Below are 24,798 nucleotides of genomic sequence, written 5' to 3' on the forward strand. Positions count from 1 at the left end.
ATTAAAAAGCATTGGAAGTCAACACCCAATGCTTTTTGCATTTAATTAAAAAATATATTAGATTTATGCTTTTTGAATTCAGTTTCATTACCTAATTTGCTTAGCTTTTTCTCTGATGAGCCAACAATCATTTCCAGTGTAGACTGTAATGCAAGATTAGTTACTCTAGGGAGAAATTCATTTGCTAATCTTTTATAGTTTTTAGCACAAGATGAAAATTGTAATCTTGACTTTACATCGCTATCATTTAATAATTTAACAAATTCTATTATTTGTTGTTCCTTAAACCGTGCTAGCAATTCTTTATAATAAATATATGCTCCATCAGATACTCCATATCCATTACCTATAGAACACATAATAAGGACTTTTACATATCTACTTAGAATTTGATCTGGAATATTTCCAGTTGTCGGTACGTAAGAATATAACAACCTTGCATGTGGTGGTTCATTATGAAAGTTATTAAACCCATTATGCACCATAAACAAATTGTTTAACGTCTGATCCATCTCAACAATAATTTGTTCTTTTGGCAAATAAGATAATCCCTCTACAAACCTTAAAAATTCATGAGCTAGAGCTTTTGTGAACAACGGTGCTAAAATCCCTAATGACAACGGTTTCAAATTCCCCAATAATAACAGATAATCATTTCTATACTAGATAAAGATTTGGAGTGTAGAAATGATGATCAAGATTGGGGAATTCATAATGATTAGAGAACTATTTCAAAAAGGGTGGTCAATCACAGCTATCTCCAAAGAGACTGGCTTTGACCCTAAAACTATTAGGAAGTACATAAAATCTGAAGAATTACCAAGGATGAAGAAAGTACCTAGTAAAGGTAGTAAGCTAGATCCCTTTAAAGATTACTTAGTGAAACGTATGAAAGAAGGTACCACAAACTGCACCGTTTTATTAGATGAAATTATATCTATGGGGTACGAGGGCAAAATGACAATCCTTCGGGATTTCATTCGACCATATCGGGTGCGACCTAAAAAGCAAGCTACCATAAGATACGAGACTCCTCCTGGCAAACAAGCTCAAATGGATTGGGGACACATTGGTAAATTCGCCGTTGATGGTGAAATGAAGGATATTTATGCTTTTGTGATTTTACTAAGTTATTCGAGGCTTAAATATGTAGAGTTTACAGACAGTATGGATTTAGAAACTTTAATGAAGTGCCATATGAACGCTTTTGCTTATTTCAATGGAGTGCCTGAGCAAATTTTATATGACAATATGAAAACTGCTGTTATCAGGCATAGTCCAGTTGAAATAAGATTCAATCGGAAGTTCGAAGAATTTCTAGCTTACTATGGAATTGTCCCAAAGGCATGTAAACCACACCGACCACAAACGAAGGGGAAAGTAGAAAATGTTGTTGGATATTTAAAGAAGAACTTTTTGCAGCGCAAGCATGAACCTACTTTAAAAGCATTAAATGAAGATGTGAGAGTGTGGTTAGATCAGGTAGCGAACCGTAAGGTGCATCAGACAACGCTTGAATCACCTCATACTCGTTTCCAGCATGAACAAAAACATTTAATGACATCAAATACGAAACCATTGTTCCCTATCCATCATTGGGAAATTAGGAAGGTGAGTAAGGATTGCTTTGTCTCCTATCTCGGTAAGAGATATTCAGTACCTTTTCGGTACGTTGGACAAGAACTGAAAATAAAAGAAACATTAGATCATCATTTAGAAATTTATGACCATTATGAATGTGTGGCTAAGCACCCTATTATGACTGGTAAGGTAAGAGATTATATAAACCTTGAACATTATAAAGGACTGCAAACGACTACTGATGGTTTGCCGACCCACAGCCGTTTACAGTCCCCTGATAGTGAAGTAGAACAACGTTCCCTTCAAATTTATGAGCAACTAGAAGGAGGTGATCAATCATGACCACAAACCTTTTAGTTGAACGCTTAGAAGAAATCGGTTGGCATTACACCGCCGATCAAATAGATGGTCTGCTTGAAGACGCATCTAAAAATAATGTACCATATTCGGACTTCTTAATCACGCTATTATCACAAGAAATCGAACAGAAGGAAAAGGCAGCTTTAGATAAACGTCTAAAGAAAGCGAAGCTTCCCTATCTTAAGAGCATTCATGACTTCGACTTTAGTTTTCAACCAAGTATAGATGAACGAAGAGTTAAAGAAGTGTTATCGGGTAGATACATCCATAATGGGGATAACATCCTACTTCTTGGACCACCAGGAGTAGGAAAGACACATTTAGCCATTTCCATGGCTTTTGAAGCTATCACGAATGGACACCAAGCACTTTTTATCACAGCCAATGATTTTATAGCTGAATGCCAAAAGGCAGAGAAACAAGGGTTAATCCAACGGATTATTAAAAGATATAGCCGACCAGAATTACTAATTATTGATGAATTAGGTTACTTTAGTTTCGATGAACTAAGCGCACACACACTTTTCCAAATCATATCCAGAAGATACGAACATGGAGCGATGATTATCACTTCAAATAAATCTTACGTTGAATGGGGCAAGATCTTTGGAGATGAAGTTTTAGCAACGGCGATACTGGATCGTTTAATCCACCATTCCACAACCTTTAATATTAAAGGAGACTCTTATCGTCTGAGGGAAAAGAAAAAGGCTGGCATTCAGCCAGCCAAAGTCCGCTGATAATAGGGAATTTGATTCCGTTGAAAACAAGGAATTTTAAACCGTTGTTGACAACCTCTACAAGATTATCTATTCACGTCCCACAATACGTCTGATATGGTCGATTGGTTGGCTCCGGCAATTTGATATAAGGCTCCTGATCTTTCGTATAAGCATATGGAGCGGAAAGCACTTCGATCAGCCGCTCGGTCACGCTGAAATCTCCGTTTTGGACTGCAGCTTCCAGCGCTTCCTCTACACGATGGTTGCGTGGAATCACGTTAGGATTTGACCGCTTCATCAATTGAAAAACTTCGTCCCTTGATTTTTCCTGCCTGGACAGCCTTTCCTGCCAGCGTTGAAACCAGTCCGTAAATGCTTCCTCACCATGCATTGGGGTCTTCTCCGGTTCACTTAATGTCAGAGCGCGGAAAGTATTGGTAAAATCAGCATCGCTTTCTTCCATGATGTCGAGCAAATCTTGAATCAGCACACTATCCTGCTCCTCCCTATTATGGAGCCCAAGTTTTTTCCTCATTCCCGCAAGCCAATAGTCATCATAGAAATCCTTGTACTCACCCAGAATTTCTTTTGCCTGGTCAATCGCGTGCTCTTGCCTTTCATGAAGTAGCGGTAACAGAGCCTCCGCAAAGCGAGCCAGGTTCCATTGGCCGATTCCCGGCTGGTTTTGATACGCATAACGTCCTTGTACATCAATCGAACTAAAGACAGTCGCCGGATCATACACATCCATAAACGCACATGGACCATAATCGATTGTTTCACCACTGACCGTCATGTTATCCGTATTCATCACGCCATGTATAAAGCCGACAAGCTGCCATTCAGCAATCAATTCTGCCTGCCGCTTGACTACTTCCCGGAAAAAGGTCAGGTATCGGTCAGGATTGTCTTCGATATCCGGATAATGACGGTTGATCGCATAATCCGCCAATTCGCGGAGCTCTTCTTCGCTTCCCCAGCGGGCCGCATATTCAAATGTCCCAATTCGCAAGTGACTGTCTGCCACACGTGTAAGAACAGCGCCAGGAAGCTCTACTTCACGTCTCACAGAATCTCCAGTTGTCACTACCGCCAAGCTGCGATTGGTCGGAATCCTGAGTGCATGCATCGCTTCACTGATGATGTACTCACGAAGCATCGGACCAAGCGTTGCCCGCCCATCACCGCCACGGGAAAAAGGAGTACGCCCAGATCCTTTGAGTTGGATATCCTTCCTTTCCCCATCTGGTGTAATTTGCTCACCAAGCATGACTGCCCGGCCATCACCAAGCATGGTGAAATTACCGAACTGGTGACCTGCATATGCCTGAGCAATTGGCTGTGCCCCTTCCGGGAGTGTGTTCCCAGCAAGTATCGCGGTGCCTTCTGCCGTTTGCAGTTCGTTTGCATGTAATCCTAAATCCTCTGCCAGTTGCTTATTGAATAGGACTGTTTTGGGGGAGGACACTTTCGTCGGCTCCGCATTTTCAAAAAAACGTTCCGGCAAACGTACATAGCTGTTGTCAAAGTTCCATCCCATGTTGTTATGTGTCATGATATCTCCTTGATTGGTTTGTCTTAATACTATCCTATATCTTTCTCCAAAGATGGGAAAATCATATGCATGGATTTTTGTGAGATGAGATGAAATGNCTTTTCTATCAACATCTGCATTTGCCGAAAATACAGCGTATTTGAGACCTAAGTTGTTTTTGGAATCATTAGAACAATTATCCCAGAGTGAAGGGGCTACTAGCTTTAAATTATTTCTAATTTTTTCATCAAGGTTAGGATCGGCATACATACCAAACACAGCTCTTATAGTAGAATCTACTAAGTCTGTAGGTAATATTTCAATGTTTGATTTGATAGGTGGGATATCGTCATTTGATAGTTCATTTGATCTAAGGTTATTAAGAAGTCTTTTTACCTCTAAAACAGGGCCTTCTGGTTCTTTTCCTAATACTTCCTTAATGCAGGTTTGTAGCCAACTAGTTAACTGAAACCCATCTAAATCGTTATGGTTAGGATGTGCAGCACTTGCATGATTTCTCATATCTCTTATGTAATCAAGATGCTTATATCCTATTTCCGTAATGATTCCAGTATCCTTACAGCCTTTAATAAGTTCCCATTCGTCCAATTTTTTTAGATCATCTTCAGTTTTAAAACTTTGTCTTCGCTTAGTATCTGTTATGATACTATTAAGAAAATAGTCCATATCAAACCTAATAACCTTATTCCTTAGATTTATAACAGTTTCATTCCAAAGAAAGTTTAGCGCTGCATCAAATAGTCCAGCCCCGCAAGCTGCTACAAATTTTGAGATATACATGGAATCTCTTTTTCTTTCCGGTGTTAGCCTCGAAACAACTCTAGGTAAGTTTTCTATTACATCCATTCTTTCATCGGGATTTACTAACACATTTTCCGATGGTAAATTAAGCTGCTCTAAATATTTAGTTAATCCATTGGAAAATGAGTCTACTGAACTTGCTACTTCTGATGTCGGAGTTACATCAATAATCTCAGTGTTTTTTTTCATAAAATACCTCCTTATTTTTAATAACACCTAGTAATATATGGTTATTGTACCATGAATAAAAAAATGTTTAATACTCTGATACTAGGTTTGATACGTTTTATAGCTACAAAGAGGTGGAAAAAGTTTTTATAATTACTTAACACCAAGAGTTTTTAGGTAATTAACCCCCGACCATCATTATAAAATAGGCATTGGAAAGTGGATCCAATGCCTATTTTTGCCTCTTAAATCACCACGCTGAACCGCATCATAAATAGCAATTTTTAAAAAGGTGTGAAGAGATGAATAAACGAGACTACTTAGTAAAGACCTTTTCACGAACCAAGAGGAAAGATTACGAGAATTATATTTTAACTGCTATCTGGCATAAGTTGGACAACATGAATCTTAAACCTGTTAGTCAGCAATATGTAAAACGACAAAATGGCACATATGCTTTGATGGATCTATATTTCCCTCAATTACACATAGGGGTGGAAGTGGATGAAGCATACCATCAAGAAAATCAAAAAGAAGATAAACTTCGTATGGATGATATTATTTCTGCTGTTAATGAAGATTCTATTCATGATTTTCAATGGTTTAGAATTGATGCCACTAAGTCACTAGAAGAGATAAATGATAGCATCAATGAGATTGTATCAGTTATCCAAGATAAGGCTTCAAAAACTATTTTGAAGTGGAAAACATATGAAGAAGAATTAAAGCAGTTGAAACAACAAGAATTTCTAACCATTTACGATGATATATCATTTATGGATATAAAGGATATTATAGCCAATACTGTATTCGGGAAAAATGCCAAAAGGTACCAAAGGAGTTATTTCAGGGTGAAAGATAAACTGTGGTTGTGGTGTCCAAAACTCTCAATTATAGAAAATGGGAATACTAAATCAGTAGCTGGAGGTTGGCTAAATATATTAGCAGAAGATTGGTCATACATTGATGAATCCCACCAAGATGGGGGAATTGCCAAAGAAAGAAGCGGAAGCTATATGGAAGAAGTTGAATCTGGCCGTGAAAGGGCAGTATTTGCAAAATACAAAGACAATCTTGGATTTAATAGGTATAGGTTTGTTGGAATCTTCAAAGTCTCAGGCATATCTCCCGATAATGAGATGTTTATCAGATACTTACGAGTCAATGATAAAGTGAAAATTGTTAGTTAACCAATGAACATAGGCTTATAAATTCCAAAGCTGAAATAGTTCACTCAAAAGGGGCTCTTATAGGGAGGGCGCATGCCCCAAAAAATTAGTGAGAGATTCTGGCTTTCCTTCACTTTTTATCATATTCTTTAGAATTGTGTTTACAGATTTAACTTTCCTAAGAAAGGGGTGCTTATTTTTGTACTTCCTTACATCCACTAAATTACCCCAATAAATAACAAGTAAGTTAATAATATTGAAAACATGAGTGCTTCTGGATGCCACGGTATGCTTGTTAATTGGTTGAGAAGAACCATGAGAATTACTAACCGAAGATATAGAAGCTACAGGGTCAAAAATCTTTATAGTTTCTTTTCCTAACGACATCATAATGTAATCTTCGGCTTGTTTGCCACATAAAAAGAACCATTATCGGACTTCTCTTTTATGTCCATAATTAAAAGAATAGTAACTACCTGTTTACTTCTTCTTTGGACAGCTAGTTAAAGATTGTCCTTTCCCTTTTAATAATGAGGATTAGCAACTGGTACAATGTTATAGCTTTTTACAATATTTAACCTCCACGCCCCCGTCTAAGCAATGTTAATTTTTGCTTGAAAGAAAATATGTTTATTAAATCTTATAATTTTACAATCACTTGAATTGACCAAAAAATAAAGGGCGAAACTATAACGACCCCGAGAAATATCTTCACCCAGAGAGAAACTGAGCTAATATGAAAATCAAACTTATTTTTGAATAGGTCAAATATTTTTTTATGAGCCCCAGCAATAAAAAGCGGAAGAATAAAAAAGAACCCTTCATCTCGCGGACTATTTATCGACTCAAAAAACAACGGTACAAAAGAAAGAACAAATGTCACTAAGGAAAAGGAATAAACTAAAACAGAGTACATTCCTTTTAAAACAAGGTCAATTTTAATATGAGAAAATGAACTTACTTTTTTACAAACCCACATAATTGCATTTACATACAGCATAATTAGTGGCGCAGTAAAAATAATAGCTAAAGTTATAACGAAAAAAATATATATAAACCAATAACTTATACTGTAAGCGAACAAAGAAACATCAAATATGAAGAGAGATGAAAGTATATAAACCAACCCTAAAAAATATGCGAATATTGGCACAAAGCAAAAGTAAATAATATTTAGAGCTACTTTATGGGTGAAGTAAGGGAAAAAATAACTTAAAACAAATAAGACCAAAGCTAAAATAAACGTTATATGAATTGTAACTTTTGTCATTGGAGAACCTGAATATAAAATTGCGGCATTATAAGAAATATAGTATAACAAAATAGATAATGATATACACCAACTTAAGATTTATGATACTTCTTTTTTATTTCTCAATTTTGAACACCAACCACTACTTTAATATATCAACATTATAACAAACATTTGTTCCATTTATTTATTAATCGTTAAATTAGAACTTTCACTACTTCTGCTCTTTCCTTAACAGATTTATCCACGGTAAATCAGTCTAATTAGTCAAAATTTTTGATCCCTTCGCAGTTATCTAATAAAGTATGAGCATGAGAAATCATTATCATAGCAGTTATGGCCCCAGCTTCTTATATAACTCATATAGATCTAATAATTGAATTCCAAGTTGGCTATTAAAATCCCATGTGTCGGTAATAACTCTTGGATATGATGGAATATGACTTTTAGATTCAATCATTAGTTCTATATCTTTATAGAAATTTTCAAGTTGACTTATTGTCCCATCTTTACCTTGACCTAATTTGTGAGCTTTAATTTCACAATCTAACTTTACTTTCACTTTTTCAGCTTCCTTAATAAAGTTTAAGGTTTTATTAAGTCGTCCAGGTTCGTTATATACCGTTGTTCCACTCCTCCAATATATTGATTACCCATTTGAGACTGCGGACCGGCCTTTCCTTTAATTATAATTGTGTCAGGTTTAACTTGCCATTGTTGAATCCTTGTCATTCTGTTCCAATCTGGTGGAAGTGCTAAATTACTTCTATTCACTTGTGGCGAAAATGTTTCAAATAAATATCTCCCTTTCGCACTAGCATTAATGTCATCATAGAATATCGAGTGTTATTCCATAATCGTCAGGGAAAAGAAATGCTTTTTATCTGGTAAAGTATAGGTTATATACTCACTGGGGACATAAACGTTTAAATAGTGGTTCTCATCGTCTTCCGGTATATAGTACATCGAACATTAAATAGGTTATACGTTTTATAATTCGTAAAAACATAATATAGGGCTTACAAGAGTTACTCATATTCTCTGAATAAAAAATGAACTATTCGTCACTGGATTGCCCCCCAATAAAAAAGAAACCTTGAAAGGCATTAAGCCAATCAAGGTTAAATCAATTTTACATAAATCCTACTCTTACTTCGCCATCATGAAATATTTCAATAACATATCCTGTAGATGGCGAAAATATCCATGTATCAAAACTTACAGCAGTAACATCATCTATATTTTTAAGTACTTTATCTAAAGTAGTTTGAATAATAGGTAAAGTCCCTTCGTCCCAAATTACATAGACAACATTACTGTATTCATTCACGTTTTGGTCTAAAAAGGAGATTATCTCATCAACTGTATTCACTTCAGCATGATTAGACACTTTCTCCCATTCAATCCGCCCCCACTTAAACGGAAATGAATTTTCAAAATCACTTAATATTTGCTCTCTATTATTGTCAGAAAAGACATGTACATCCTCACCTAGTGCTTCAATACATTCATCAAATAAACTCATCTAAAGTCTCCTTATCTATTCAAATGTTTTAATAAAGATTTAAAGGTGCTTTCGTTACCCTCAAACGGTACAGCGATTTTTCGGGCACTAGCCCCTTTACCATTACGAAAATCCTCAATATTTATATGCGGCCCCTTATTTGGGTCATAATCTAATCTCCATCTTACTTTTCCGTCAGCAGACTGCCTACCAACAACTTGACCATATCCAGAACTTGACTTAAGCGTACCTTTATATGGCTGTGAGTTTGGTCCTAAATCTCCAATTAGGTCTAGTGCCTTGTTTCTAGCTTGTTCATATGTTTTGACCTTATCTAATACTTGTTCTCCTTTTCCTATACCCTTATTCCCGAACTTCTTCACCCCTGGCCCTGCTACATCCCCCACTTTATCAAATAACTTAGCGGGTTTTACAAAGGTGAATAGAGAAGCCATTGCCTTCTCGCCAGCTCCGGCATTAGGATCAATAATAGTCGCAATATCTTTTGTGAAAAAGTCGAACGTGGCAGAGACAGGGCCGCCTAAACCACCAGGGGATCCCGACCCCATACCTCCCATTACTTCTCTTTTATCTTCAAAAGTTATCTCGTGGTCTTGAGGCTGAGTGACCTTCCAATCGGTATTGGATTTAATCTCCCCACTCTCTAATTTTGCGAGATAATCCTGAATAGCAGTTACTTCGTGATCTGACATATTTACTGTCGCAAAATCTTCTGGTGTAAGTTTAGCAATTTTATTGTTTACTTGACCAGTCTTATATTTACTCAGAGCAAAATAATCTAGTTGCCATTTTGCCAAGGATGTTTGATACAATAGTGTCTGGCTCCACCAAGCATTTGCCTGCTGTAGAGTTCGGTTTAATCGCAATTGCATATAAGGATGACTATTCTGACTTCCTTGCTTATCTTTAAGGGATTTACTCATATACTGTTGTAATCCTGATGCTTGTCCTACTCTCCTATAATAACCAGAGAGTAGTGTGTTTTGTCCCATCCTGCCGTTGAGGGGTGAGCGTATTCCCTGAAAAACGGATGTTTCCATGGAAGCAATTACATAAGACCGAATAGTTGGCAAATGTGTTTCAAAGCTTGCTTTCGATTGGTTTCCAGTTTTATTTGATACTTTCCTCATCAAGCTGCTAATTTCCTGTAACACACTTTCGATTTGTTTTTGGTCGCTTTTATGACTTTTATCATAACCCTCCAAGCACTGGGATAACCTTGTAATTACTCGCAAACTTGCTTCCTTATCTTCTAACGTATATAAAGCTGTTGGTACACGAGCTGATGACAAATCAGATACACTATTCAATATCTGCTTTACATCTATCTGTAATTGTTCGAATCGTTTAGATGATTGTCGGAGATCCGTTTCTTTCTCATCGAGGTATGATTGATGAATAATCGCGTGATGACTGGAATCGACTTCTAAGTGGAAATCTTGAAGATGACGGCTTATGTTAGTTTCTATCTGTTCGAAGAGTCCCCTAAATGCCTGCAACAGTGTCATGTGGAGAATTTGAAAATACTCCTTTGCTGCGTCCGCTGCTTCCCCTTGGAATTGATTCATATGTATTATCTGATCAATATTTTTTTCCATTTGATCAATCGACTCTTTTAATACAGCAGTTTGACTTTGAACTTCTCTGCAAAAGTCTGTTACCTCATTTACATTTATCCTCAAATTTGCCATAGGCATCCCCTCTTTTATAAAAGGAAATTTAATCCAATGGTTATCTTACCATGGATTGACAAAAAGAATAAATGAGCATAAATGTCCATTTATACGATTAATAAGTCACGTTTTAGCGTAACAGGATGATAGGGAAAGAGTCGCTTTTGAAATGGACAATATAGCCGGATAAAATATACAAAATCGTCGCCTTAAACTTCGACAAGCTTTATAATTAATACTACATAAATGTCTGAGAAACCGGTTCTGCTCGAGTTAAATGTTCAAACCTCTTATCTGTTTTTTTGCCTCTTGAATAACAATGCTGATAGCAATTGGAAAACGAGTTCGATTCTCACCGAGGTCCACAATTTCGCCAGTGGGCAACTAAACGTTTAAAGGTTTTGCAATGCATGATCGTTTGAAAGAGATGCGCAACTTTGGACAGAACTATTCCGACGAATTACTGGAACGAATCCGTGACATTCGTGCCTCAGAGAAAAGGTATTCAACGTTATTCTGAACCGTAGCACAAATGGTGGAGATAGTGATAAGTAACCATTCAACGATCTTGACACTCTTGAAAATGCTGGAAAGGTCTCAAAAATTGTTGTGGACAGATAGCCATGCAGGAGTATCAAAAGTATAATAAAGTCGGATTCAACAAAATACAGTGACTTTGATTAATTTATGGAAAGATCTCAAGAAGTAAATCAGAAGCAATCACTTCACACTATATAGAAAAAGGCCCGCACTCTTGAGACTTTAAATCTTCTTATTACAAAAAAATATTGACATGGAGTTAACTCCATCTTTTAAAGTGTTAGTAATAAAGGATGGGGGTCTCGGGATGATAATTATTATCTATGTATTGATTGGTTTATACGCTATATTAATAGGAATGGCAGGAGTTTCTCAACTGAAAGAAAATGATTTCAGGGTTCGTTCAATATTCTTTGTGGTTCTACCTATTAGCATGTTACTAATTTTATTTGTCCCAAATAAGAGTAGTATGTTTATTATGCTAATCGTAGCATTTATTATAATGCATCTATTATCAATTGCCGAAGGGATATTGACTAACGGGAAACTTATATATAGTCATCATATTATTCGATTTATATTCCATGTCATATTGGTATTGTTGGTCTATAACTTTATTGTATAGAAGGTGAATGGTAATGAAGATCAGCGAAGTTGCATCATGTACAGGTCTAAGTAAAGACACCATACGGTATTATGAAAAGGTTGGTCTTTTACATCCAAAGGCAGAAAAACATCACCGGGATTATAATGAACAAGACATCGAAATAATTGAAGTAATTGTCAAACTAAAAGATACTGGTTTTTCCCTCAAAGAAATCAAAATGCTGTTGGATTGGTCTAAAGATACTGATGAAAATCAAAAAATGACAAAAGATGAGATTCAAAACCTTAAACAAATAAGAGAGGTTTTCCGAAATAAGCAACAGCAAATGATTCAAAAGGAAGAACAAATAAAAGAAATAAAACAAGTACTGTTAAGAGCAGATAATAAAATTGAATACTTGCTGAAGGAGAATAAGAGGATAAATATTCAATAACTAATTTTCCAGCTTGTTTTTTTAATATTTAGCACATGTTTTTAGTGAACCATATCAAGAGCAAATTGGTTTTCACAATTTGATAAAGATAAAGAGACCGCCCCAAAGGTAACAATCACCTAACATTTAGCGACAGTCTCGTTTTGGAAAACTTACCTATCCCATTAAGTCGGAAGCTTATCAGGATTCATGGTTATATACATTTCCTTAATAGTATCATGACGTATATAAAAACTAATGACACTTTGAATCTTACCATTTACATAAGTCACAATGGCTGGCTGACCATTGACCTGTTTGACCTCGAATGAAAAGTCTTCAGGAGCCTTTTGAAAAATCCCGTATAAAAAGGCCATAACATTGGATCGGGATTCGATTGGACGAAGAGCGGCGTTGACTTTTCCTCCGCCGTCGGAATAGAGCGTGACTACTTCAGATATAAGTTCTAACAAGGAATCGATGTTTTGCATTTGAAACGCTTGGATAAAGCGATCGATAAGGGATTTATTCTTCTCATAGTTTAAACTTTCACCCTCTATGCTCGAAATTTTTTGCTTGGCCCGGCTAAAAATTTTTCTGCAGTTTTCTTCTTTCTTTTCAATGAAGTTACTAATCTCCGAATAGGAGAAATGAAACACTTCTCTTAAAAGGAGGACTGCCCGTTCATCCGGTGCTAAATGTTCCATCATTCGTAAATAGGCAATACTCAATCCTTCCTTTTGAAGAACAACTTCGGAGGGATCAATGTCATGTCTACTCTCTAGCAATAGGGGCTCGGGATTCCATGGCCCCACGTACTGTTCTCGTTTGTACCGGGCTGATTTTAATACATCAAGACAGCGGTTTGTCATGATTTTGCAGAGATATGCTTTCTTATTATCCAGCTTTTGGTCATCGATTTGGTACGCTTTTAAAAACGTTTCTTGTACCATATCTTCTGCTTCTGTTACAGAACCCAACATTCGATAACCGATTGAAAACAACAACGGTTTAAATTGTTGATAATCCTCATTACTAATCTGCACCATATTCACCTCTTTTCTTTCTGAATAATTTCTTCAGCTGCCTGTTTCCCGCTGCTAATAGCTCCTTCTGATAAAATGGAATGAGGAGAAGCCCAGTCTCCTGCTATATATAATCCTGGAATATCTGTTTGAGAACGGACCAGGTTGTGTTCATCTCCAATGCGGGGTAAGCGCTGGTTAACAATAATTTGCGGGATATAGCGACTTGTAATCACGTGCTTTTGCCATCCTGGCTGCATCTGATCTAAGAATTGTTCAAGCTCATGTTGAACCTTTTTCCCATCGATGTGATCATCTGGATGGTGGTATTTAAACACATGCAGAACGGCACTTTTTCCATCTTCAGAGAGTCGGGCATAATTGGAATGTACGGAAAAATAAAAGGGGCCGGACAGGCTCATGGCAAATAACCGCTTTGGGTCAGGAAGCTGCGATAAAGCAGCATCAAACGTAGCTCCTTTTACAGGTGTTGTTTGGGTGAAAAAGCTGCTTTGGGGGAGATAATCTCCTAACAATTTAGTAAGCTCGTTAGGACCAGTTGTACAAATCACATGCTTAGCTAGAATTTCCTCGCCTTTAGATAGAACTAATTTCATATGATTATGATCTTCTGGGGCAATTTGTTTTACGGTTGTACGTGTTTGAACCTGAACTCCTGTAATGACTGCTCTGTTGTGGAGTTGGTCGATAATCGTCTGCCACCCGCCATCCAGATAAAGTACACCACCCATTACCGTCTTCAAGTGCGATACAATTAATTTTGCGCTCACTTTTTCGGGAGCATGACAATACGTCGCAAGTCTGCCTAGTGCATATAATAATGACTGAACTTTTTCAGATTGTGCTGCTTGTTTCACCCATTGTTCGAATGTTAATCCTTCTAATTTTTCGGTATCGATACGATTAACTTTCATGATAAACAAGAGCCATTCCATTCGTTCTTTCCAATTTAAAAGACTTGTTGAAAAAAGTCCTAAGGGAGTGAGCGGTGCAGTATATTCCATATTGTTTTCAACCAAAACGCCATTTAAATTAGGTGATTTACCATTAAGTTTAATACCATATTCTTCGAGAATGGACTTGGCTTTTCCTTTTTTATAAAAGGCATGTGGCCCAAGATTCAAATACTGATCTTTAACCTTGCTTGTTCTAGCCCTGCCGCCAACATTTTTTCCTTTTTCTACTAGCAGTATCGATAAATCGTTTTTTGCTAAAGCATTTGCCGCAACATAACCTGCTAATCCACCACCAACAATGACAACATCCCACGTTTGAGTCATAAGATAACCTCCTATTGTTATTTCATACTCAAGACGAGGAAGGGTGGATAGATGTGACAGTGTGTTAACTTTTTAGGCTGTTTTCTGATGAGTACACTAAGTGATACGGAAATACGCTTTCTGCGGGCTGGTGGAGTCTTCGGGGATTCCTCCGCTGATTATCTGCTTACGATTTCAAACTCTCTGCTGACGAAGCGATCCAAAGTACTTCTATATTTATTAGCTGGACAAAAAAGACAGAATACATAATAAATACCAGAATATTAATTCAATTTTAAAGCACTTCTCATAAAACATTTAAGGAGTTCATCATAGGTATTGGGAAAATAGCGCTTTAATCACTCGATTATTCAACTTCCATAGACCGATTTTCCCAATAACTTTTCCTTTAATTGAATGATAATATTTTAATATAGACTATTAATAGGTGGTGCATTCCATGGGTTACGTGTATTTTGATGAAGAAGACCCGAAGCCAAAAGGTTAATGCTCCAAAAAAGAAAAGTATCAAATGATGCTTTTCTTTTTTTATTGTGTACCTCGTCCCAGAGGGCCAGCCTTCTATGAGATTATCTTGTTCCTGGGATTAGAGATTTGCCTCCGTCTTCCTTCAGATTCCGGGTCGCCCCGGAAGGTTCTGGATTATCAAACGGTGTATGAAAACCGGAATGATCATGAATGGACGATACCAGAAAAGGTTATTGGTGAATTGCGGAGAATTCTAAACAAAACCCTAAACAACTCCTACTGGAATCGTTTAGGGTTACGCAGTTTGTACTAAAGATATTTTTTCTTACGTCAACCTTAAGGAAAACCCCGTATACGGGTCGTACATTTAGCTTTTTATAATCGGATTAGGATGCTGTTCATCTCCATTAACAATCGCACCAGAAGCCGATTGGTTGCTCTCACTAAAGTTATCGTTTAAATACAAGGTAGAGAAAGAACCGGCCAATACGAAAACTAGGATACAAGAATTGATAAATTTTTTTAAATTCATTTTAATCCTCCTTCTAGACTAGGGTTTTCTTTTATAAGCTTTAAAATCTCAAATAAGTTATTAGCAGTCCCTTTATGTTGATTTTGGGATTTATATAGATCAGCGAGCATTTCTCTATATCGAACTACAAAGTATAGAATGTTCATTGATTCAAAATAAGGAATCACAATCTTTTCTAAGTAAGCAATGGCTTCGGCTGTAGAGGAGTTGATTCTTTTGGAAAACACGTTAAAATGAAGATCAAAATCTTCTCTATAATACTCTTTTAGTACGGCTTTTCCTTGCTCAAGATATGTGGAACACTCCTTCCATTTTTCCATCTTATAAAGCCCTAAGACAATTAAGTGTATAGTTTCAAGCTTTTTTAAGGGCTCAGTCGATGTTCTTAACCTCAGACTTTGGACCAACAACTTAATGGATTCTTCTAACTGATTTTTCTTCCCAACAAACACCCCCTTATTGTGAAGAAGCATAGCTTTTAATGAATGGTCGTTTTGTTGCTCAGCAATATATAGTGCTTTATCGTAGTGTTCCGATGCTTTTTCTTCTAATTTAATGCGAGAGTAATTGATATTTAATAGTACATGGCATTCAGCACACCTTTTGGTGTAATAAATTTCCCGAAAGTAGTAGAGCGCTTCATTCGCAAAGTAAATACTTTTGTTGCACTCATGTAGAACACTTGCATTTAACGACAATAGATAATATAAATCATATCTAATTTCTGCTGAAGTGAATGGGTTTTCTTCTTGTATCTTGAATGCTTCTGTAAAATAAAGATCAGCTTCTACGTAACGTGTGCGATGGTAATGGATCAATCCGTTAACAATGTAATAATAAAAGGTCATGTGAGGTGTAAAGGATTCCGTGTATTTCTCTGTGTCCGTTACTAATTCCTGGGCTTTGGAAATATCATTAAGGTAGATCAGATATCGACAAGTGATTAGGTTTTGTAAAACGATAAAGGGGCTATTTTTATTCTCAATTTCCTTTACTCGACGCTTGATCTCAGTCATTGTCTGATCGTTCTTATTTATAATGGCTATGTACCATTCTTGTAATAAGGTAAAATAATTTTCTTCCTTTTCTTTATCCTCAGTATTAGTCACTCCTAATTTTTTTAAGAGGAGGTGCATTACCTCTTCACTAGGCTGGACTTGATTGTTTTCAATTTTCGATAAGTAAGATATCGAAATAATAGCATCAGCTAATTCGTTTTGGGTCATATTTTTATGTAATCTATGAAATTTAATTAACTCCCCATTACTGTACATGTCGTCTCCTTTTCATGTTTAGAAGCCACTGTAAGAGCTATTGTAGAGCTTGGCCGCATTTTTATATTTCTTATTTTCAAACAGGTAATTTGCTAGTTCTATACTATATTTTTGGTGCAAATCGTAGACCAAATGGTCACTCGTTAGTGTAATTAGAGTTTTAATATTTTTTTCATAAGTGGATAAATCACCTATTGCTTTATAATACGTACATTTAATCCCCTCAAATTCAAAGGATAGATGAGGTAAATGATAAGTGCTAAGTTGTTCATCTGCGACATTTAAATAGAAACTGGCTTTTTTAAAATCTGCATTCTTGATATAAAATTCTGCTAAGGTTTTATACGTGTATAATTTGTTTTTATCCAAATTGGCCTCATCTTTTAGCGAAAGGCTTTTATGGAAATGCAGCAATGCTTTTTGATTTAAACCCGTTTTGTAATGAAGGATCCCCTTTGTATTTTCGATAATGCTTAAATTTCTTATAGAGTATGAGCTTGTGTTATTAACGATGAGATTTTGGGCTTGGTTAAGATATTCCATAGATTCCTTGTAATTCCCGTTTTTAGTATAAGCGACTGCTATTTTTATGTAACATTCAATCACTCCATTGTAATCCGTAAGTGACTCAAAGATTTTTAAGGCTTCATATGCATAGATAATGCTTTCGGATAATTTGTTGTTTCGTTGTTTTGTAAGGCTTAAATTGAAATAAATGTTGGCTTTTATTAATGGATCCCCTTGATGATGTACTTTGGCCAGGGTATAAAAGTGTTCCGCATTTAAAAAGTTTTGTTTATAAAAAAACAGATGGCCGCAAATTATATAATACCTTTGTAAAGCTTTATTCTGGATTTCTTCACTCTGAAGAAAGATAGATTTTCTATAAATATCTTCTGTCTTCTTTAAGTCTTCTCTTTGGAGATAATAGTTTAAAAGAATGGTTGTAGCACGTATGTAGATATCTGTGGGGTAATCCTCATATAGAACGGTATGTAAGATAAACTCTTCCTTACTTTCTAACGTCTTATTCATGCTGATACGTTGGATTATTTTTTCTATGTCAGTGATTGGAATAGGGGAGGTACTTAAAAAAGTATCAGGCACTAAATGTTTTCTGGCTAGTTGTTGGATAAACTTTTCTGATGGTAAGTATTTATGGTTTTCTATATTACTTAGATGAGTGGTCGTGCAAATGTTGTTTACAAATTCCGCCTGAGTAAGATCCAAAACCTCTCTTAGTAATTTTATCTTATTACCAATTCTCACAGCTTATCCCCTCCTTTAGACCATTGTACAACAAAAATGGAAATAATTGATTATACTCCCTTAAATTATAACCAAATTACTGTAATTTCTCAATATTCTATCAATATTGACAGGTATTTAGAATCATATAATTTTAAATACGTTACTAAATTACTGTATTTTTTTTTGCGTTTTTTCTTTTAATTTTAGTAATTGTTTATAACTCTGAATATTCTTACAATTGTAAATAATTATCAACTTCCTCACTATTTTTAGGGGGTGTGTCGAATCAAAGGAATTACATTTATCTATGATCCCAAACAGGTAACGGATTTTTCAGACAATTATTTCAATATTTATAGATTTGTAGACCAGCTTTCTTTTAAGGAGGTAATAGCAGAATTTGAGCATTACGATTTTGCGATTGCTTTTTCTTACGAAAAGGACATGCCTCCCTATTTTACTCAAGAAATCAATCAGCGCAACATTCCTTTTTTATCCTTTTTAGGAATCGAGGAATTAGATAAACCTTCTGTTCAAAATATGGTCCAATTTATTCATGATGGGAGTTTAGTCCAGAAGTTTGTCGAGGAAGAAACGACTTTATTCGAAGATACCTTAAGCTTCATAAATAGAAATTTGTTTGAACCGAATTTTACGCTATGGCATGTATGTAGCGAATTTCATCTGAGTGAACCTTATTATTCTAAGCTATTCAAAAAAAAGATGGGGAAGGGCTTTAAAGCATACTTAATCTACCGACGGATGGAAAAGGCTATGTTTCTCTTACAAGAAGGTTATAGTGTGACCGATGTCTGTTATGAAATCGGGTATAGCAACCTTTCCTATTTTACCCGGATTTTTAAAGAACATGTGGGTATCACTCCCTCAAAATATAAGAAAAGCAAAGGGGTATTGTCGTGAAACTAAAATACTTTATTTCCATTTTAACAATCCTTTTTATTGCAGGTGCTGCTGTTTTTTGGATGAATTATACGAAACCATATGATTTACCCGAAGTTACGGCTAATGGATCGGTAACAGATTTCAATTTAGATTTTTCAACAGAGAAGGAAACAGTGAATCGAGAGACAGGGAATGAAGAGGAAAACAAATATTACGAGGCCTTGGAACAAATTGAACATAAGAATAAAGAAGAGGGGATTCGCCAACTAAAAGAAATCGTGAAAGAAAATCCTGAAAATATGGTCTTTAGCAATCAGCTACGACTTGTTTTAACTAATGAAGAAAAGTATGAAGAAGCTCTTGAATTCTTTAATTCGATTCCGGTAGAATCCTCTAGATTAGAACTGCAAAAAGCCCTGGTATTCATCGATAATCTACAACAACCATCATTAGGGACAGCTTCCCTTGGGCAAAAATCAACACAGTCTATAGCTATCTTAGATGATGTAATAGAAGAAAATAATAATGATTGGATGGCTCATTATGCAAGAGGGCTTAACAATCTATATTGGCCAGTTGGTCTTCAAAGAACAAAGAAATCTATTCAAGATTTATCTTTTTGTGTCTCTGTGGCTGAAAACACAGATATTCAACACGACACCCTGTTTGCGGAAGCCTATACAGCTTACGGCGACGCTTTAATAAAAGATGGTCAAATCAATGAAGGATATCAAGTGTGGAAAGATGGATTTGAAAAGTACCCAGAAAGTGAGTCTTTAAGGGAAAGAGCCAATCTTTCAAAAGATGATGCTCAAACCATTGTTCAAAAAGAGAGGGGCATAGATAATTTCATGAAACCTTCTCCAGAACTCACAGATTTGAGTAAATTTTGGTAAGGAAGTGATGAATTGAGTGAAATCATTGTATCTGGCATGGGAGTTATAAACGCTATTGGCTATAATGTCGATAGTTTCTGGGAATCCTTACAAGCGAACAGAAATGGGCTGATAAAATTAGAAGAACTACCAGACCCTATATCTAATTTGAAGGTACGAGCGGGGGCAATTCCATCTGACCACATTCACACTACTTCTCAGTCTTCCACCTATGAAAAAGCCACGCAAATTCTCTTTCATTCGATCATGGAAAGTCTAGAGGATGCGGGGTTATCAGGAAAGGACCTTTCTACAAAAAAAGTGGGGATTTGTATTGGAACGACGATGGGAGAAATTACCCCATTAGAAAATCAAATTAAATATGGGAAATCAGTACATAAAGGTGGCCCTGGGATTCTGCTACGGAACATCAGGGAACTTTTACATATTGATGGTCCCAGTTGGGTTCTTACCAATGCTTGTGCAGCAGGTAACATCGCCATAGCTAAAGGTATAGATGAGTTAAAGCTTCATCGAGCAGATCTCATGATTGTATGTGGTGTAGATGTTTTATCTTCGGTCGCTTTTTGGGGATTTAATAGTTTAAAAGCCATGTCCTCAGACTATTGCAAGCCGTTTGATGGGAAAAGAAATGGAATGATCTTAGGTGAAGGAAGTGGAGCCATTATTCTTGAAAAGAAAGAAGCCCATAAGGCACGAAGCCATATACCGCCAAAAGCTCAACTTCTTGGATATGGTATTAGCAGTGATGGATATCATGTGACCCAACCTGATCCGAAGGCTTTAGGGGCATCGCGGGTTATGGAGCTTTCTTTGAATATGGGATCTATACACAAAGAAAAAATAGATTACATATGTGCCCACGGGACGGGCACACCCGCGAATGACGCCATGGAATCAGTAGCTATTAACAAAGTGTTTGCCGAACGTACAAATCAAATAGAAGTAAGTTCTATTAAAGGAAACATCGGCCATACATTGGGGGCAGCCAGTGTGATTGAAGCCATTTCTACTATTAAAACCATACAAACTGGTGAAATTCCTATCAATTTTCAAACAAGTGAACCAGGTGAGGATATCCAACTTAACTTGGTCATTAAAAAGAACAAGAAGAAAGCTGTGAATTATGCGTTGTCTAATGCGTATGCATTTGGTGGGGTTAATTCATCACTACTAATAGGGAGGTAGGTTCTATATGAAAGGAACCCATATCGTTTCTTGGTCATCCTATAAGTTAGATCCTCGGTATTTAATTATTGCTTTCTTGCTGGCATTTGCAGTTGCTGGTCAAACCTACTTAAGTTTTGTCCAAGGTTGGGATGCAATTCTTCTCTCCGTTGTTAGCACAATAGTTACGGAAATCATTTTAACTAAAATCATTTACAAGAAATTTATTGTTCCCATTAGTGCATTTATCACAGGGCTTGGGATTAGTCTGTTATTGAGTACGATCTATTTATGGCCTTACGTTGTGGCTGGGGTGCTTTCCATTGTATTGAAGCATGCACTCCAATATAAAGGAGGTCATATTTTCAATCCTAATAATATCGCTGTTGTGGCCATGATTTCTCTTCTTCCTGCTTATGTCATTAGTACACCGAAACAGTGGTCAAATGGTCTTCTTCTCATGGGTATCATTTTGGCTCTAGGAATCGTAGTAACGGCTGTGGCTAAGCGGCTCAGTATTGTCTTGTCCTTTCTTATTTCATTTGTCGTCTTTGCATATTTAAGAAATGCCCTTTTTGGCCTTCCGTTGTATGCTGCTGTGGGCCCATTGTTGGGCGCCTCTTTTCAATTGTTTGCTTTCTTTATGATTACCGATCCCAAAACTACGCCCAATAGTATGAAGAGTAAAATCTTATTTGGAATCACCGTCGCTTTCATAGACGCGTTATTTAGAATCCAGGGAATTCCAACCCCTCAATTCTATGCATTATTTATCACAAGTATTGTGATCGTAATTCCTTATCGTTATTTGGCAGCACGGAGTCAGAAACAAAAAACTCAACAAACCAAAGAAGGGGACCTGGCCGTATGAGTATGAAGGTAGCTTCTTATAGTTATATCACCTCTGGAGGTCTTTTTGAGGAGCCGAATACAAGCAAGATGCTTCCATTATTAAAGGCAAAAGATTATAACATTAAGGGTCTTAGGCGAACTTCGAAATACACTCAATTATGCAGTATCAGTATCAAAGAGTGTTTTGAAAAGTTACAAGTAGATTTCCCTTTTGATCGCACAAGCGGAGAGAGAGCGGGATTAGTCATAGCTAACAGTGCTTCTAATACTGTCCCCATTCTAGAAATGTTTCAAGAATACGAACGTTTTGGAGAAGAAAAAATCAATCCTGCCATATTTCCGGAAACGGTTATGAATGCTGTTGGAGGACATTTATCGCGCGTGTTTAACATTTATGGACCTAATGTGACTCTTTCTAATGAGTTTTCTTCCATAAAATCTCTAATTTATGCCCAGGATTTGTTGGACCAAAACCAAGTGGATATTGTGGTCGTATGTTGTTTGAACATTGTTACACCTCCATTAGTTCAGGGAGTTTTACTGGATGATTCTGAAGAAGTAATTTGTACCCTCCTTCTAACAGAGTTAAATGAAGAGGTTGATGATAGTGAAAGAGGCCAATCTTCTCTACCAATGACTGTAATCAACGATAATAATATGTTGCCTTTGCTTCTGAACTTTCAAGATATAGTTCCTTCAAGGACTTTCCTTTTTAAAACGGATAGTGAGGAACAGCAAATAGATGTTCAGGGGAATACCCTTCAAATTAAGAATAGAGTGGGTTATCACTATGCCTAATGTCTTCATTGGGGATGCAGAAGTTGTAACGGCCTTAGGTTTTGGGCTAGAGAGAAACTGGAATGAAATGAAAAATTACGAAGGAGTCAATCGTATTCCCAAGAGAAGAGCTATGCCTCTCACCTCTGAGAAATCTGACTTCCCAGTCTATCCAATTGATGAACTCCACCTGGATTATTATCTGACAAAGGAACAGTTAAAGTATATAGACTCCATCGGTTTTCGGAACGATTGGGATTTTAAGATGTTAGCAGCTGTCGGATCGGTACTCCTTAAAAGAAATGATATACCGATGGAGAAAGTGGGGCTAGTAGTTGCTCATGAAAATCCTGGGGTAGCCACTTTAATTGACCACCTTTTAAATACGGTTCAAGCAGAGGAACATATAGAATTTAGTTCGTTTAAAGACCGATTTTACAATATTCAAACGTTCCCTCACCTTTTTCATTTGGCGAAACTCTTAGGAACCAATGGACCATCCTATGTAGTGAACAATGCTTGCGCCTCTGGGCTGTATGCGATAGACCTCGGAAGCTCTTTAATTGAAAGAGGTCATTGTGACCATGTGCTCGTCCTTAGTTCTGATTATGCTCATTTTACGGAGCAGAAATGGCTAGACGATAATGGATATAATTCTAAATTCGAGAACATTCGCCCTTTTGACAATGACCGAAGTGGTGCTGTTTTAGGAGATGGAGCAGGTGCTATGTGGCTTCATAAAGACATCCATAAGATAGAACAAAATTTCACTTGTGAATATGTAGGAAGTGCTTTTTCACAAGATAATTGGCGAATGACTCTGCCTGATATAACTCAACATACATATTCCAAAGTTATTAAAGAAGCTAAAGCCCTTTTAGATCAACCGATTGATCTTTTAACGCCTCATGGGGTGGGTAGTCCTCTTTGGGACAAATATGAATTAAAAGAAATCGAAAAAGCATTTTCCGGAAGTAAACTCCCTATGCTTACTGCCTTTAAAGGCTACATTGGTCATACTTTAGGAGCAAGTGCTCTCATTGAAACCATTTATCTTATCAAATGTATTCAAGAAAATACGATTTTACCTACGGCTAATTTTACTGGGAATAATGCTAGCCACCTAAAAATAGTTAAAGAAACCGAAAATAAGAAGTTATCTTCAGGAATTAAGGCGGTTCCTGCATTTGGAGGATTTAATGCAGCTTCTGTTTTTAAAAAAGTTCAATAAGGGGTGAAAAAGAATTACTAACGTTCAATGGGATTTTGAAGGAGAAAAAGTATTTGTTACTGGCGGGTCACGTGGAATTGGCAGGCAGATAGTAAAAGATCTCGCAGAGGCCAAGGCTGATGTTGTTTTTACTTATAACAAATCAACGAATGAAGCAGAAAAGGTGGTCAAGGAGTGCCACTCTTTGGGAGGATCTGTTCATAGTATACAATGTGATTTTTCAAAAAAAGAAGAACTACGTTCTCTCATTGAAACCCTACGTGGTGAGTCTATCAAGTATCTCATAAATAATGCAGGGATTCTTAGAGACAATCTGTTTTTTAATATGAAAGAGGATGAGTGGGAAGATGTCCTTCAAGTGAATTTGAATAGTTTGTATTATTTGACCCAAGGATTGATTAAATCCATCTCATTGCAACGAGGAGCTATTGTCAATGTTTCCTCTGTATCGGGTATTTACGGAACCGTTGGACAAGTAAATTATTCCACTACTAAAGCAGGAATCATTGGATTTACTAAATCGTTAGCAAAAGAAGTGGGAAGACTTGGAGTCAGGGTAAATGCAGTAGCCCCAGGCTATATAGAGACGGAAATGATTGAAGAGGTTCAACAGCGAATAGATAAAAGATGCATTCCGTTACGAAGGATAGGGAGGGTGGATGATGTTTCTCTTGCTACTTTATTTTTAATGTCAGATGCCTCTAGATATATAACAGGAGAGGTTATTCAAGTTTCAGGGGGAATCTAAAAAAACGA

21 protein-coding genes and 1 pseudogene are annotated in these 24,798 nt (G+C 36.6%); 12 read left to right on the plus strand and 10 right to left on the minus strand.

The features are described from left to right. Positions 1-41 precede the first annotated feature (41 nt). Positions 42-620 (minus strand): hypothetical protein, encoded by a 579-nt coding sequence (locus BN1067_RS04905; protein ID WP_053217776.1) that lies wholly within the window; start codon positions 618-620, stop codon positions 42-44. Between the two features lie 70 nt (positions 621-690). Between BN1067_RS04905 and istA the strand changes: the two genes are divergently transcribed. Beyond that, positions 691-1,923 carry an IS21 family transposase gene (istA, locus tag BN1067_RS04910; protein WP_053217944.1) on the plus strand — a complete coding sequence of 411 codons (1,233 nt, stop codon included), beginning with the start codon at positions 691-693 and terminating at the stop codon, positions 1,921-1,923. Further along, on the plus strand, positions 1,920-2,681 hold the full coding sequence (gene istB / locus BN1067_RS04915) for an IS21-like element helper ATPase IstB (protein ID WP_053217777.1): 762 nt from the start codon (positions 1,920-1,922) through the stop codon (positions 2,679-2,681). The genes istA and istB overlap by 4 nt, the downstream gene beginning before the upstream one ends. Before the next feature lie 73 nt (positions 2,682-2,754). Here the strand turns inward: istB and BN1067_RS04920 are convergent, their stop codons facing one another. Beyond that, the gene (locus BN1067_RS04920; protein ID WP_053217945.1) at positions 2,755-4,218 is read right to left on the minus strand and encodes a protein adenylyltransferase SelO; all 1,464 of its coding nucleotides are present in this window, start codon (positions 4,216-4,218) and stop codon (positions 2,755-2,757) included. A 1,271-nt stretch (positions 4,219-5,489) separates the two neighbouring features. Between BN1067_RS04920 and BN1067_RS04925 the strand changes: the two genes are divergently transcribed. Then, positions 5,490-6,377 carry an AbaSI family restriction endonuclease gene (locus BN1067_RS04925; protein WP_053217778.1) on the plus strand — a complete coding sequence of 296 codons (888 nt, stop codon included), beginning with the start codon at positions 5,490-5,492 and terminating at the stop codon, positions 6,375-6,377. A gap of 1,565 nt (positions 6,378-7,942) precedes the next feature. Here the strand turns inward: BN1067_RS04925 and BN1067_RS04940 are convergent. The 3 genes from BN1067_RS04940 to BN1067_RS04955 all read right to left on the minus strand — a co-directional run bounded on the left by BN1067_RS04940 (position 7,943) and on the right by BN1067_RS04955 (position 10,824). After that, the gene (locus BN1067_RS04940; RefSeq protein ID WP_053217780.1) at positions 7,943-8,170 is read right to left on the minus strand and encodes a hypothetical protein; all 228 of its coding nucleotides are present in this window, start codon (positions 8,168-8,170) and stop codon (positions 7,943-7,945) included. Positions 8,171-8,740: 570 nt separating this feature from the next. Next, positions 8,741-9,133, minus strand: a complete 393-nt coding sequence (locus tag BN1067_RS04950) for a CDI toxin immunity protein (protein WP_053217782.1) — start codon at positions 9,131-9,133, stop codon at positions 8,741-8,743. Positions 9,134-9,144: 11 nt separating this feature from the next. Then, entirely contained in the window at positions 9,145-10,824 is a 1,680-nt protein-coding gene (locus tag BN1067_RS04955; protein ID WP_053217783.1) for a T7SS effector LXG polymorphic toxin, read from the minus strand. 385 nt (positions 10,825-11,209) lie between these two features. On the opposite strand from BN1067_RS04955, the pseudogene rhuM reads away from it, so the two are divergent. Both rhuM and BN1067_RS04970 read left to right on the plus strand, forming a co-directional pair. After that, positions 11,210-11,326: pseudogene (gene rhuM / locus BN1067_RS20680) on the plus strand (RhuM family protein); the annotation flags it as partial. A 658-nt stretch (positions 11,327-11,984) separates the two neighbouring features. After that, positions 11,985-12,386, plus strand: a complete 402-nt coding sequence (locus tag BN1067_RS04970) for a MerR family transcriptional regulator (RefSeq protein ID WP_053217785.1) — start codon at positions 11,985-11,987, stop codon at positions 12,384-12,386. 164 nt (positions 12,387-12,550) lie between these two features. Here BN1067_RS04970 and BN1067_RS04975 read toward each other — a convergent pair whose 3' ends face one another. The 5 genes from BN1067_RS04975 to BN1067_RS04990 form a co-directional block, all read right to left on the minus strand. After that, positions 12,551-13,414 (minus strand): RNA polymerase sigma-70 factor, encoded by an 864-nt coding sequence (locus BN1067_RS04975; RefSeq protein ID WP_324777820.1) that lies wholly within the window; start codon positions 13,412-13,414, stop codon positions 12,551-12,553. Between the two features lie 2 nt (positions 13,415-13,416). Continuing rightward, entirely contained in the window at positions 13,417-14,691 is a 1,275-nt protein-coding gene (locus tag BN1067_RS04980) for a phytoene desaturase family protein (protein WP_053217786.1), read from the minus strand. Between the two features lie 835 nt (positions 14,692-15,526). After that, positions 15,527-15,691 (minus strand): hypothetical protein, encoded by a 165-nt coding sequence (locus BN1067_RS19760; RefSeq protein ID WP_199868469.1) that lies wholly within the window; start codon positions 15,689-15,691, stop codon positions 15,527-15,529. After that, positions 15,688-16,965, minus strand: a complete 1,278-nt coding sequence (locus tag BN1067_RS04985; protein WP_053217787.1) for a helix-turn-helix domain-containing protein — start codon at positions 16,963-16,965, stop codon at positions 15,688-15,690. The genes BN1067_RS19760 and BN1067_RS04985 overlap by 4 nt, the downstream gene beginning before the upstream one ends. A gap of 18 nt (positions 16,966-16,983) precedes the next feature. Continuing rightward, the gene (locus BN1067_RS04990; RefSeq protein WP_053217788.1) at positions 16,984-18,234 is read right to left on the minus strand and encodes a helix-turn-helix transcriptional regulator; all 1,251 of its coding nucleotides are present in this window, start codon (positions 18,232-18,234) and stop codon (positions 16,984-16,986) included. Positions 18,235-18,492: 258 nt separating this feature from the next. Here BN1067_RS04990 and BN1067_RS04995 point away from each other — a divergent pair, with 258 nt between their 5' ends. The 7 genes from BN1067_RS04995 to fabG are packed head-to-tail and all read left to right on the plus strand — an operon-like array spanning position 18,493 to position 24,790. Next, a complete protein-coding gene (locus BN1067_RS04995; protein ID WP_053217789.1) occupies positions 18,493-19,137 on the plus strand; it encodes a helix-turn-helix transcriptional regulator in 645 nt (214 codons plus the stop codon). Continuing rightward, on the plus strand, positions 19,134-20,015 hold the full coding sequence (locus BN1067_RS05000; RefSeq protein WP_053217790.1) for a tetratricopeptide repeat protein: 882 nt from the start codon (positions 19,134-19,136) through the stop codon (positions 20,013-20,015). The genes BN1067_RS04995 and BN1067_RS05000 overlap by 4 nt, the downstream gene beginning before the upstream one ends. A gap of 12 nt (positions 20,016-20,027) precedes the next feature. After that, positions 20,028-21,203, plus strand: coding sequence for a beta-ketoacyl-[acyl-carrier-protein] synthase family protein (locus BN1067_RS05005; protein ID WP_053217791.1), 1,176 nt, complete (start codon positions 20,028-20,030; stop codon positions 21,201-21,203). Between the two features lie 7 nt (positions 21,204-21,210). Further along, positions 21,211-22,053: an RnfABCDGE type electron transport complex subunit D gene (locus tag BN1067_RS05010; protein WP_053217792.1), complete on the plus strand. Its 843-nt coding sequence runs from the start codon at positions 21,211-21,213 to the stop codon at positions 22,051-22,053. After that, positions 22,050-22,832, plus strand: coding sequence for a beta-ketoacyl synthase N-terminal-like domain-containing protein (locus BN1067_RS05015; protein ID WP_053217793.1), 783 nt, complete (start codon positions 22,050-22,052; stop codon positions 22,830-22,832). The genes BN1067_RS05010 and BN1067_RS05015 overlap by 4 nt, the downstream gene beginning before the upstream one ends. Next, entirely contained in the window at positions 22,825-24,042 is a 1,218-nt protein-coding gene (locus BN1067_RS05020) for a beta-ketoacyl synthase N-terminal-like domain-containing protein (RefSeq protein WP_053217794.1), read from the plus strand. Before BN1067_RS05015 ends, BN1067_RS05020 begins: the two co-directional genes overlap by 8 nt. A gap of 13 nt (positions 24,043-24,055) precedes the next feature. Beyond that, the gene (gene fabG, locus BN1067_RS05025) at positions 24,056-24,790 is read left to right on the plus strand and encodes a 3-oxoacyl-ACP reductase FabG (protein ID WP_053217795.1); all 735 of its coding nucleotides are present in this window, start codon (positions 24,056-24,058) and stop codon (positions 24,788-24,790) included. The last annotated feature ends 8 nt before the right edge of the window (positions 24,791-24,798 follow it).

It is taken from the genome of Virgibacillus senegalensis (assembly GCF_000821245.2).
GTDB lineage: Bacteria > Bacillota > Bacilli > Bacillales > Amphibacillaceae > Sediminibacillus > Sediminibacillus senegalensis.

What these genes read in the sequence shown, in the direction of transcription:
- BN1067_RS04985 (WP_053217787.1), bottom strand. Translation starts at nt 16,965, where the DNA reads ATGTACAGTAATGGGGAGTTAATTAAATTTCATAGATTACATAAAAAT.
- BN1067_RS05020 (WP_053217794.1), top strand. Translation starts at nt 22,825, where the DNA reads ATGCCTAATGTCTTCATTGGGGATGCAGAAGTTGTAACGGCCTTAGGT.
- BN1067_RS04955 (WP_053217783.1), bottom strand. Translation starts at nt 10,824, where the DNA reads ATGGCAAATTTGAGGATAAATGTAAATGAGGTAACAGACTTTTGCAGA.
- istB (WP_053217777.1), top strand. Translation starts at nt 1,920, where the DNA reads ATGACCACAAACCTTTTAGTTGAACGCTTAGAAGAAATCGGTTGGCAT.
- BN1067_RS04950 (WP_053217782.1), bottom strand. Translation starts at nt 9,133, where the DNA reads ATGAGTTTATTTGATGAATGTATTGAAGCACTAGGTGAGGATGTACAT.
- BN1067_RS04980 (WP_053217786.1), bottom strand. Translation starts at nt 14,691, where the DNA reads ATGACTCAAACGTGGGATGTTGTCATTGTTGGTGGTGGATTAGCAGGT.
- BN1067_RS04970 (WP_053217785.1), top strand. Translation starts at nt 11,985, where the DNA reads ATGAAGATCAGCGAAGTTGCATCATGTACAGGTCTAAGTAAAGACACC.
- BN1067_RS04925 (WP_053217778.1), top strand. Translation starts at nt 5,490, where the DNA reads ATGAATAAACGAGACTACTTAGTAAAGACCTTTTCACGAACCAAGAGG.
- BN1067_RS04975 (WP_324777820.1), bottom strand. Translation starts at nt 13,414, where the DNA reads ATGGTGCAGATTAGTAATGAGGATTATCAACAATTTAAACCGTTGTTG.
- BN1067_RS05015 (WP_053217793.1), top strand. Translation starts at nt 22,050, where the DNA reads ATGAGTATGAAGGTAGCTTCTTATAGTTATATCACCTCTGGAGGTCTT.
- istA (WP_053217944.1), top strand. Translation starts at nt 691, where the DNA reads ATGATCAAGATTGGGGAATTCATAATGATTAGAGAACTATTTCAAAAA.
- BN1067_RS05010 (WP_053217792.1), top strand. Translation starts at nt 21,211, where the DNA reads ATGAAAGGAACCCATATCGTTTCTTGGTCATCCTATAAGTTAGATCCT.
- BN1067_RS19760 (WP_199868469.1), bottom strand. Translation starts at nt 15,691, where the DNA reads ATGAATTTAAAAAAATTTATCAATTCTTGTATCCTAGTTTTCGTATTG.
- BN1067_RS04920 (WP_053217945.1), bottom strand. Translation starts at nt 4,218, where the DNA reads ATGACACATAACAACATGGGATGGAACTTTGACAACAGCTATGTACGT.